This is a genomic window from Alistipes sp. ZOR0009, assembly GCF_000798815.1.
In the GTDB taxonomy this organism is placed as follows: domain Bacteria; phylum Bacteroidota; class Bacteroidia; order Bacteroidales; family ZOR0009; genus Acetobacteroides.
In genome coordinates, this window is record NZ_JTLD01000109.1 from 414 (window position 1) to 2396 (window position 1983).

Genomic DNA, 1983 nt, shown 5'->3' on the forward strand with positions numbered 1-1983 from the left:
CCAGCCTAGTGCGCAGATATAGACTACGGCGAGCGGGGCGACCTTAAGGCAGACATTCTGAAGGTGCTTAAGTCCGAAAAGGGCAAGGCGGCGTTGAATAAACTGACAAAAGAAAGGAAACAAGCATTTTTTCCAGATATTGAAAAATCAGGTGAAGTGCTAAAAGAAGATATTGAAGGTTTTGTCAACAAGAATTATTCACGAATAATTGAAAAATACTAGATATGTATCATTTGCTGCAAGAAAACAAGAGCATTAGTTCTGATATGCACTATTGTGGTGATTCTATCGTTTGTGAATACGATGGGTTTATTGAGATTTTTGATGAAAAAACAAAAAATAGGATCGAGATTAATGAGAAATTTGCTATTGAAAATACAAATACATCGGAATATTTATTGGTAAGTACAAAAAACAAGATATTAAAAATTAGCATGTCTAATCTTTTAATAGAAACTCTTGTTGATTTTCCGCCAGTGCAAAGGCGGCAGATTAAATTTGTTAATGATATAGATGCTATATGTCGAGAAAAAGATAATGATAAATGGTTTTTGCGGGGTGTTTCATTAACGTCAGAATTAATTAAATGGGAAGTCGAAAACGACACAACTTTTACAGTTGAAGTAGTCGGTGATTTTGTTCTACTAACCGATTCTGAGAAGAATTCCATCCTAACCTGCCGCTCGCTGAAGACCGGAGGGGTGCTTTGGCAGGCCGATGTTGCTGAACTAGGGAGATACGAGAATTTTGAGGGAAAAGTAGTTGATGGAAGTATTCGAGAAGTATATACAGATGGCGATTTAGTTGTAGCGAAAGTTATTTCGTACGGCTTAGCGGCCTATCGTATGGCAACTGGCAAGTTTGTATGGGGACATAAAGGTGGTAATGCAGGTTACTACCTAGTTGCCTTGTACAACAACAACTTTCATATATTTTCTGACTTCTACTACGAGGTGGATGCGCAAACGGGCAAGAAGCTAAGGCAGGAGGAGTTTGCTCCGCTGCTCAAGCAGGTAGGCTTCAGAAGCTACTGGCTAACCCAGCCTGCCGTTAACGAAAAGTACATTGCCATAGCCTCGCACTACGATTCGGCCATTCTGCTCATCAACCGGGCAGACTTTACCGTTGCGCAGCGGATAGACCTCGAGGGCTGCCAAAATGGGATACCGCTACCCAACACGCCCCGCTTTCACGGCAACCGTCTCTTCCAGTTCGATGGCGACGGTACGCTGCACGTATTTCAGGAAGATTAGAACATATACACCAGTGCAGCCACAACGGCTGCGCTTTGTTTTTTTATACTGCCAGTTTGGCAAAATGCACTTCGAGGTTTCTTAACTCCTTTACCGAGCCAGACCGAAGGATAACCGAAGGAACACCGAACCTATGAGTCCAGTTACAATACGAACGATCCAAAAAGCGTGTCATCCCGTGCTGGTCACGGGATCTCCTGAGGGTTGGCAGAAATGCTAATAGTTGAAGATGGTAGTGCTTGTTCTGAGGAGATCCCGGCCTACGCCGGGATGACAAACGTTGAGGAGGCCTACGCAGGATGACAGCGCTGAGGAGGATCAATGTTCGGATGACAAGTGTGGCAGTACCTATTCTGAGAAGATTGACTTCGTCGAACTCCGCTGCGCTACGGTTCCGGCCTACGCCAGGATGACAGCGTTGAGGAGGGCTACGCTGGGATACACTTGACCAGCTACATTCGGCCACTGTCGTACAAAAAGTCGCTAAGCACCCATCCGTCAGCACCCGTGGCGTTAGCCACACAGCCAACGGCGAAATTGGCTCCTTGCAGTCGCCGAGCTCCGCTACGCTACGGTTCATGTTTGAGCAACGCTCGGCAGGTCGTTCGTAACCAAAATCGTAAACGGGAATCGTTCTGCTACCGTTCTCCAAAAATCTACGCACCTATAAGCCGACGGTGCGAGTTAATTTTCGCCCTGTTTTTTGTGCTACTTTTTTGCGCCAAAAAAG

1 protein-coding gene is annotated in these 1983 nt (G+C 45.3%); it reads left to right on the forward strand.

The window, feature by feature from the left end; translation table 11 throughout:
* Window positions 1-224: 224 nt before the first annotated feature.
* The gene (locus L990_RS16630) at window positions 225-1253 is read left to right on the forward strand and encodes a PQQ-binding-like beta-propeller repeat protein (RefSeq protein ID WP_047451774.1); all 1029 of its coding nucleotides are present in this window, start codon (window positions 225-227) and stop codon (window positions 1251-1253) included.
* Window positions 1254-1983 lie beyond the last annotated feature (730 nt).